Source organism: Nitratifractor sp., assembly GCF_015487065.1.
Lineage (GTDB): Bacteria > Campylobacterota > Campylobacteria > Campylobacterales > Sulfurovaceae > Nitratifractor.
This window is the reverse complement of record NZ_WFQN01000003.1, coordinates 1-6,412: the sequence shown is the minus strand read 5'-3', so window position 1 is coordinate 6,412 and position 6,412 is coordinate 1. Positions and strand designations below refer to the sequence as shown.

Below are 6,412 nucleotides of genomic sequence, written 5' to 3'. Positions count from 1 at the left end.
GAAGAGCAGGGGGTCGAGATCGGGGCAGTCTCCGGTAGCAGTGCCGGGGCGATGATCGCGCTGTTGATTGCGGCGGGGTGGAGAAGCGATCAGATGGAGGCGTTTCTTCATTCCCTCAAGAAACGGCAGATCTTTCGCCTGGGGCGGGGACCGGGGATTTTTAGCCTGGAGGGGGTGGGAACGCGGCTGCGCGAAGCGCTGGGACCTCTGGAGTATGGGGATCTGCAGATTCCCTGCTACAGCTGCGTGACGGATCTGCAAAGTGCCCGGAGCCGATACCTGAACAGCGGAGACCCCATCGCCAATGTCCTGGCCTCTTCGTCATTGACACCGCTTTTTCATCCCCGTCAGATCGATCAAAACTGGTATATCGACGGCGGCTTCAGCGACAATCTGCCGGTCCGTCCTCTCCTCGCACATGCTCTGCCGGTCCTCTCCATCAATGTCAACCCCCTGGAAGCGGGTGTCCCTGACTCTTTTCGATCGTTGCTGATCCGCTCGATTCTCATTATGCTCAATAACAATATCAGACCCTCTATCGGGCTCGCTCAGGCACATCTGGAAGTGCAAGGGGTGGCGACGATGCACCCCTTTGAATTTTCCAAAGTCGATATGGCCTTGGAAAGCGGCTACCTTGAGATGAAAAAGCATTGGTCTTCGTTTGAAAAAAAACTCCAAAAATAGACTCCAAAAATGCCGGAGAGTGCTATAATAATCCCCGTTTATCTTACTCTTTTTGAAGGATCATCCGAATGGATATCATCATCGCCGGGGCCGGCAAAGTCGGCTACAACCTCGCGCGGACCCTCTCCCCTGTTCACAATGTCACCGTCATCGACCGCAACGCGGAGGCCTTGGCCCGTCTCCAGGAGAGTTTGGACATCCTGCCGGTTAACGGGGATATCGAAGATCCGCTGACTTACCGGAAGCTGATCGATAAAGAAGCGGATCTCTTTATCGCTGTGACCGATATGGACGAGGCCAATCTGATCTCGACCCTGATCGCGGGGGATACCATCGCTGTCAAGCGCAAGTTTATTCGCCTACGCAACGAATTTTTCGCCAAAAGTTCCATCCGGGAAAAACTGGGGATCGACGAGGCGATCTTTCCGTTGCAGCTGACCTCGGAAACGGTGGAGCAGCTTTTTGCCTATCCGAGAGCCAACAACGTCAAGAGTTTCGCCTATGCCGATTTCAAGCTCATCTCCATCCGTGTAACGGCTTTGGCGGAGGCGATCACCCTGGAGCCGGGGGAAAACTACGCCGTCGTCGGAATCGAACGGGAGAAATCTTTTATCATCCCCGAAGGGGGCGGTGCCGAGATTCGTCCGGGAGACTTGGTCTACCTCTTCGGCGACGAGAGCCGGATTCGGGCTCTGTGCCCCAAACTGGAGGCGGAGGCTCCCGGTAATATCGAACGCTGTGTCGTCTTTGGTGGTGGAGATCTGGGGATCGCCATCGCCCGCAAACTCCTCGAACATGGTAAAGAGGTCAAGATCGTCGAAGAGAATATCCGGCAATGCAACATCGCCGACGAGGCTCTGGAAGGGGAGGCGATGACCCTGAGCTGCAAATACGGAACGGCGGAGCTTTTCGAAGAGGAGGGGCTCGGTCATGCCGATATGATGATCGCCGCGACGGGCAATGACGAATACAACATCATCAAATGCCTCGAAGCCAAAGAACACGGTATTCGAAAGGTGGTGGCCGTCAACAACGAAATGGAGTACTACAATCTGATGCACTCTCTGGGCCTGGTGGTGGTCCGGGGTCCCAAAATGAGTGCCTACCATACCATCATCGAGCGGATCCACTCCAGTCGGGTCGTGACCGAACGTAAATATTGCGGTGGGCGCGGAACGATCTATCTGCGCAAGATCTTTCCCGGTTCTACGCTCATCGGACGCAGGGTTAAACCCTACAAACACCGGGGAGAGTCATTGCTCTATCTGGTGAGGGGAGGGCAGCTTCTGCCCTTTATCGAGGCGATCGAGTTGGAGGAAGGGGATCTGCTGGTCGCTTTTGTCCACGAAGAGGATGCCGAAGTTCTGGAGAACTGGTTGAATGGACTTTAAGAGCATCTTCAAGGTCCTCAGCCTGATCGGGATGGCGGTGGGAATCTTTTTTGCTACGGAGATTCCTGTTGCCCTCTATTACGGAGAGCGGAGCGACCGTCTGATGATCTTTGTCGCCCTTTTTATCCTGGGCAACGCCTTGATCTGGACGCTGCTGCGTAACCACCGGATCGATCTGAAGATCCGCGAGAGTATCCTCTCGGTCAATCTACTCTGGATTTTGCTGGGAATCGGCGGAGGAATCCCGCTCTATCTCTATACCCAGGTCTCTCCCGCTTCGGCCTTTTTTGAAGCGATTAGCGGGTTTACCACCACCGGAGCGACGGTCTATAGTGATATCGAATCGCTTCCCCATTTCATCCTCTTTCATCGCAGCCTGATGCACTGGATGGGGGGGATGGGAATTATCGTTTTGGGCGTAGGGCTTCTCTCGATGATCAACCCCTCGGGAAGCCTCAGCCTCTTCAAGGCCGAATCGACCGGTATCCAGATCGAAAAACTCCGACCCAAGATCAAAGACACCGCTTTGAGTCTTTGGGGAATCTACCTGGCCCTGACGGTGATCGATGCGATATTGTTGAAGGTCTTCGGTATGAACTGGTTCGATGCCGTCAACCATGCCTTTTCGACCCTCTCGACGGGGGGCTTCTCGACCAAAAACGCCTCTATGGGGTACTGGGTCACTTCGCCGGCGATTCTCTGGGTGACGACGATTTTCATGATTCTGGCGGGGATCAACTTCCTGGCGCACCTGCGCCTGCTCTACCGGGATCCCAGCGGCTACTGGAGTGAAGAGGTGCGCTGGTATCTGATCGTCTTTTTTGTCCTCTCTGTCGCCCTGACACTGACTCACGAGATCGTCGATACCGCAACCTTGAGTTTTTCGGTGACCCACTCCTTTTTCACGGTGGCCTCGGTGATGACCACTACCGGATTCGCCTCGACCAACTACGGGGTCTGGGGACATGCCGCCATCGCGCTGATCTTCCTGGCGATGCTGGTAGGGGGCAACGCAGGCTCAACTGCCGGCGGGGTCAAGGTGATCCGTTATGTGGTCATTATCAAGACGCTCTTTGCGGAACTCAAGCGGATTTTGCACCCTCGGGCACTGATTGCCGTCTATGTGGACGGCAACAAGCTCAAAGAGAATGTTCTGGCCTCCACCTTCGGCTTTTTTGTCCTCTATATCTTTACCAACGTGCTGCTCTCCGTCTATCTCTACGGCCGGGGCTTCGATGCGATGACCTCGATTTCGGGAGCGTTGGCTATCGTGGGCAACATCGGACCCGGCTTCGCCAAAGTCGGTCCGGCGGATAACTTTGGCTTCTTTACTGATTTTGACAAAATCATCCTCTCCATCGGCATGATCATCGGGCGTCTGGAGTGTTATACGGTTTATGTGTTATTGAGTGTTTCGTTTTGGAAGAAGTTTTGATCGCTTAATCCCCCTTTTAATTCGGAGTATATTTCTCAGATATAACGCCTCTTTCAAAGCCGTTGCGCTAGGATGGCCCTGCCCATATTTTAAAAACAAGGATAGAGAATGTTTACTGTCAACGTAGAAAAAGAGTGCAGCTGTTTCCGCAAAAGCGATATGAAAAACTCACAGATCTTCGAGAGCAAGGACCAAGCACTGATGCAGGCGCAGAAAATGGCCCAGAAGATGAATGAGGAGTTTTGCCAAAAGCACAACTTCAGTGTGGTCGAAACCGGAGAACACTTTACGATCAGGGTAGAAGAGAATCGCCCCGCAGGCGGATGCTGCGGCGGAGGGCACTGCGGCTAAGCTTTTTGCCCGTCCAGTTCCAGGACGACCACAGCCATGGCGAAGCCCCCGTCATGGCTGATGGAGAGAGAACTCTCCCGGACCGGAAAGCGCTTCAGAGCCTCAGGAGCGAGCTGAAGCTGCGGGGCTCCCTTTTGATCTTTTCGAATGATGATATCCAGAAAGGAGAGTTCCGATCCGATGCCGCAGCCGAGAGCTTTGGCAACAGCCTCTTTGGCGGCCCAAAGTCCCGCCAAGCTGGCGTCGGAAGTGGAGGATTCGTACTCTTCGGCCTTGAGATAGCGCCGCAAAAAACGTTCTCCAAAGCGCGCATAACTCTTCGCAATGCGCTCAATGACCACGATGTCGGTTCCCACACGAATCATCTTTCCCCCTATCCAAACTGCAGATAAGCGGCGACGATCAAAGAGATAAGGATCGTCAAACCGATAACCATCGGCCGGTGCCACTTGGGGTCGATTCCATAGCGTGCACTCAGCCATTCGGCAATCCGCATCGCCGGATAGGCGAAAAAGAGCAGTAAAACACTGGTATAAACAAGAGTTAAGACGACGTTGATCATTGGGGTTTCACCTGATAATACTCCCGGATGAAGCGCCTCTCCTGCTCATTTTGAAGAGGAAGACGCTTCAAAGCCTTTCCCTGATCATCCAGGATCATCAATATATTTCCCTGAAGTTTCAGATGTTTGGCGGCCCAGTTGCGTTCCAGCTCCTGCAGTCGGGGGTAGAAGTTGACGGCGTCGGGCTCCTCTTGGAAGTGGGGATCGTCTTTGCGGCGGATGGCAAGTCCTCCAAGGTGTTTCTCGATTACAAACGGAGTGTACTGCCGAATTAGGGGATAGAGGCGGGCATCGCGATGAGGCGGTCGCCCCAGGATAAAGGCTACCGCTGCCAAAAAGATCATTACCGCCCCCAAGGCAAATCCAAGTTTTTTGCTAAACATTATTAGAGATCCTTCCTACAGTCGGTTGTTGAGTCGTCTGAAAACCTCCGTCATTTCAGGTCCAGCTCGGGATTCAGGATGCGAAATGCTCAGAGAGCATGGCTCCCATTTCTTCATCGGTTAATCTTTGACAGTATAGGGACTCCTCGGTTAGAGGCTGTTGACAGATATCAAGGGAAGAGATCCTGCAGATGCGATACACTTGTCTTTCTACTCAAAGGAGGTATAGGAAAGATGTTGGAAAAGTTTTTCTATCTGGAAGGGGCTTATCTGATTCTGGGCGGGATTATTCTATTGATAACCCTCTATGTGACGACCCGGCCCTTTATGTCATCTGCTGCCCCCCGCAAGGGGTTGACGATTGTGGCGATTGTTCTTGCTCTCTTTATCGGCCTCCATTTCTGGGTGACCACTTCGCGCATAGCGTCGGTCAAGGCGGCTTTTTACGCCGGAAAGCCTGTTCTTTGTGAGAGCCGGATGCTGCGCAAAATGGCGCAGTCGATCGAGATCCGAAAAGATACAGCGGCCCGCTGGCGCATCGAGGGAGACAATTTCGTCTCTCCCGAATATACCCGCCCCTTCCACCTCGCACGTTGTATTGTCAAATAGTTTTTCTCCTTCTCTCTTTCTCTCTGCTTTGTTTCTTCCCTTCGGATCCGAGGGGGAAGAGACTCTCCTACGAATAAAGAAATTTTGTCTTGATATATAGCTTATTCATTATTGTTGAAAACGATTTATAAAAAAAAATCAATCGCTTGACCGATGTCAATCCTTCTTGGCGTAAAAATTGCCATAATGCCCTATGCTCGAAGAAGCATAGAGTCGAAAGGAGTCCATAAGTATGGGAAATGTCACAGGATGGCCGGCGATCGCTCCGGATCAGTTTCTTCCAATCTTTATCGTGGCGACACTGGTTCTGGTCTTTGGCGTGGGTTACGCCGCGATCATCACGTTGGCCAAAATGGGATTTTTTTCCAAAAAGTGGATGCCTGTCGGCTATCTGTTCTGGGGATTGCAGACCTTTTGTCTGTATGAGCTGGCCGTCTTGATTCACAGCAACCACTATACAACCAAGGTGCTGGTGGTGACGATGGTGGCTTATCTCTTTGTGCCGCATCTCTACTTCTATCTGGTCGATGAAGCGGATAAGCGGTACGAGAACGATCACAACGACTTAAACCAATAAAGGAGGAGAAATGGCTGAGAAAAAACCATCCGTCTGGACGAGTATCCCTTTCTGGCGCCGTTCGGCAGCCTGGGTCACCGGTTTCGCGACGATTTTGCTGATCTGGCTGACCTTTGATACGATGGGACAGATCCGCATGGGCACCGATGAGGAGCTGGCCAAAGGGATCAAACGGCGGATTCCCGCCCCCACGGTCATCAACTACAAGATCGGGTATAAATATGATGAGAAACGAGGATTGGAAGTTCCCGTCATCGGGCCGGAGAAGCAGCCGCTCTTCGGCAAAGAGCTCAGCCCCAAAGAGGCGGCAGCCCTGCTGCATCTGGGTAAACTGACCTCTCAAGCCAAGAACTGTATGGATTGTCATACGCTGCTGGGTAACGGTGCCTACTATGCGCCGGATCTGACCAAAGCCTGGCT

At 52.8% G+C, this 6,412-nt stretch carries 9 protein-coding genes and 1 pseudogene; 7 read left to right on the top strand and 3 right to left on the bottom strand.

The window, feature by feature from the left end; all coding sequences use genetic code 11:
• From F8I07_RS00145 to F8I07_RS00130, 4 genes are all read left to right on the top strand, one after another.
• Nucleotides 1-684 (top strand): patatin-like phospholipase family protein (locus F8I07_RS00145; protein WP_292654151.1); only part of this gene is annotated, 684 nt, incomplete at its 5' end.
• Between the two features lie 68 nt (nucleotides 685-752).
• Nucleotides 753-2,075 carry an NAD-binding protein gene (locus F8I07_RS00140; protein WP_292654148.1) on the top strand — a complete coding sequence of 441 codons (1,323 nt, stop codon included), beginning with the start codon at nucleotides 753-755 and terminating at the stop codon, nucleotides 2,073-2,075.
• Nucleotides 2,065-3,510, top strand: coding sequence for a TrkH family potassium uptake protein (locus tag F8I07_RS00135; protein ID WP_292654145.1), 1,446 nt, complete (start codon nucleotides 2,065-2,067; stop codon nucleotides 3,508-3,510). The genes F8I07_RS00140 and F8I07_RS00135 overlap by 11 nt, the downstream gene beginning before the upstream one ends.
• A 108-nt stretch (nucleotides 3,511-3,618) precedes the next feature.
• Nucleotides 3,619-3,861 carry a hypothetical protein gene (locus tag F8I07_RS00130; RefSeq protein ID WP_292654142.1) on the top strand — a complete coding sequence of 81 codons (243 nt, stop codon included), beginning with the start codon at nucleotides 3,619-3,621 and terminating at the stop codon, nucleotides 3,859-3,861.
• Here F8I07_RS00130 and acpS read toward each other — a convergent pair.
• Genes acpS through F8I07_RS00115 form a run of 3 tightly spaced genes read right to left on the bottom strand, consistent with a single transcriptional unit; the run spans nucleotide 3,858 to nucleotide 4,806 of the window.
• The gene (gene acpS / locus F8I07_RS00125) at nucleotides 3,858-4,226 is read right to left on the bottom strand and encodes a holo-ACP synthase (RefSeq protein ID WP_292654139.1); all 369 of its coding nucleotides are present in this window, start codon (nucleotides 4,224-4,226) and stop codon (nucleotides 3,858-3,860) included. The two genes, F8I07_RS00130 and acpS, sit on opposite strands and share 4 nt — an antisense overlap.
• 8 nt (nucleotides 4,227-4,234) lie before the next feature.
• Complete coding sequence (locus F8I07_RS00120) at nucleotides 4,235-4,423, bottom strand: hypothetical protein (protein WP_292654138.1); 189 nt, start codon at nucleotides 4,421-4,423, stop codon at nucleotides 4,235-4,237.
• Nucleotides 4,420-4,806, bottom strand: a complete 387-nt coding sequence (locus F8I07_RS00115) for a hypothetical protein (protein WP_292654136.1) — start codon at nucleotides 4,804-4,806, stop codon at nucleotides 4,420-4,422. The genes F8I07_RS00120 and F8I07_RS00115 overlap by 4 nt, the downstream gene beginning before the upstream one ends.
• 234 nt (nucleotides 4,807-5,040) lie before the next feature.
• Between F8I07_RS00115 and F8I07_RS00110 the strand changes: the two genes are divergently transcribed.
• The 3 genes and pseudogenes from F8I07_RS00110 to F8I07_RS00100 all read left to right on the top strand — a co-directional run.
• On the top strand, nucleotides 5,041-5,415 hold the full coding sequence (locus F8I07_RS00110; protein ID WP_292654134.1) for a hypothetical protein: 375 nt from the start codon (nucleotides 5,041-5,043) through the stop codon (nucleotides 5,413-5,415).
• A gap of 232 nt (nucleotides 5,416-5,647) precedes the next feature.
• Complete coding sequence (locus F8I07_RS00105; RefSeq protein WP_292654132.1) at nucleotides 5,648-5,992, top strand: hypothetical protein; 345 nt, start codon at nucleotides 5,648-5,650, stop codon at nucleotides 5,990-5,992.
• Between the two features lie 10 nt (nucleotides 5,993-6,002).
• Nucleotides 6,003-6,412, top strand: a pseudogene (locus F8I07_RS00100) (cytochrome c); the annotation flags it as partial.

Bases quoted from the DNA above. Each gene is read 5' to 3' on its own strand.
- F8I07_RS00135 (WP_292654145.1), top strand. From the start codon at position 2,065: ATGGACTTTAAGAGCATCTTCAAGGTCCTCAGCCTGATCGGGATGGCG.
- F8I07_RS00130 (WP_292654142.1), top strand. From the start codon at position 3,619: ATGTTTACTGTCAACGTAGAAAAAGAGTGCAGCTGTTTCCGCAAAAGC.
- F8I07_RS00120 (WP_292654138.1), bottom strand. From the start codon at position 4,423: ATGATCAACGTCGTCTTAACTCTTGTTTATACCAGTGTTTTACTGCTC.
- F8I07_RS00105 (WP_292654132.1), top strand. From the start codon at position 5,648: ATGGGAAATGTCACAGGATGGCCGGCGATCGCTCCGGATCAGTTTCTT.
- F8I07_RS00115 (WP_292654136.1), bottom strand. From the start codon at position 4,806: ATGTTTAGCAAAAAACTTGGATTTGCCTTGGGGGCGGTAATGATCTTT.
- F8I07_RS00110 (WP_292654134.1), top strand. From the start codon at position 5,041: ATGTTGGAAAAGTTTTTCTATCTGGAAGGGGCTTATCTGATTCTGGGC.
- acpS (WP_292654139.1), bottom strand. From the start codon at position 4,226: ATGATTCGTGTGGGAACCGACATCGTGGTCATTGAGCGCATTGCGAAG.
- F8I07_RS00140 (WP_292654148.1), top strand. From the start codon at position 753: ATGGATATCATCATCGCCGGGGCCGGCAAAGTCGGCTACAACCTCGCG.